Origin of the sequence: Burkholderia sp. JPY481 (assembly GCF_038900515.1) — a bacterium.
Classification (GTDB): domain Bacteria; phylum Pseudomonadota; class Gammaproteobacteria; order Burkholderiales; family Burkholderiaceae; genus Paraburkholderia; species Paraburkholderia youngii.
Map to the genome: position 1 here is coordinate 1 of NZ_JAYMRT010000120.1, position 649 is coordinate 649.

1 pseudogene is annotated in these 649 nt (G+C 55.6%); it reads left to right on the top strand.

Going from position 1 to position 649, the window contains the following annotated elements:
* Positions 1 to 299: 299 nt before the first annotated feature.
* Positions 300 to 456, top strand: a pseudogene (locus tag VSR82_RS39925) (IS6 family transposase); the annotation flags it as partial.
* Positions 457 to 649 lie beyond the last annotated feature (193 nt).

Genomic DNA, 649 nt, shown 5'->3' on the forward strand with positions numbered 1-649 from the left:
TCTTCGGCCCCATCGGCAACATTCCACCTGCCGAGGCAGAAGCCGCTTACTATGCAAATCTCGCTGAGTCTGTCACTGTGGCATGACGCAAGCAAAACGGTCTCCGGAAAACCCGGGGCGCTTCACATACTTCGCGACACTGCCTGCGATCAAATCGGCAGCATGAACGCCCCGGTGGTTCCACTTAAAAATCTCGGGACCCTGCCCGAACAAGCGGCGCCACCTCTCTTGTCCATTACAAGGAGGGCAAGAAGAACCTCCTCGAAATCGTGAAATTGTAGTATGAGGTAGAGCGGAGGGTGCGATCAAACGGCGTTGTCACGTTGTCGAGGGGCGCTGTCACGTTGCTGAGTTGCGCGGTGCGCTGGTATTTTCAGATTTCAGCTCAGCCTGCGTGATATCGAAGAGCTGCTGTTCGAGCGCGGGGTTATCGTCAGCTACGAAACGGTCCGACGCTGATGCGATAAGTGGTTCTGTCGCAGTATGAGCGAAAGGTCGGTCAAGACTGATATGGTATGGATTCTGAAGCGCCCCGGGTTTTCCGGAGACCGTTTTGCTTGCGTCATGCCACAGTGACAGACTCAGCGAGATTTGCATAGTAAGCGGCTTCTGCCTCGGCAGGTGGAATGTTGCCGATGGGGCCGAAGAG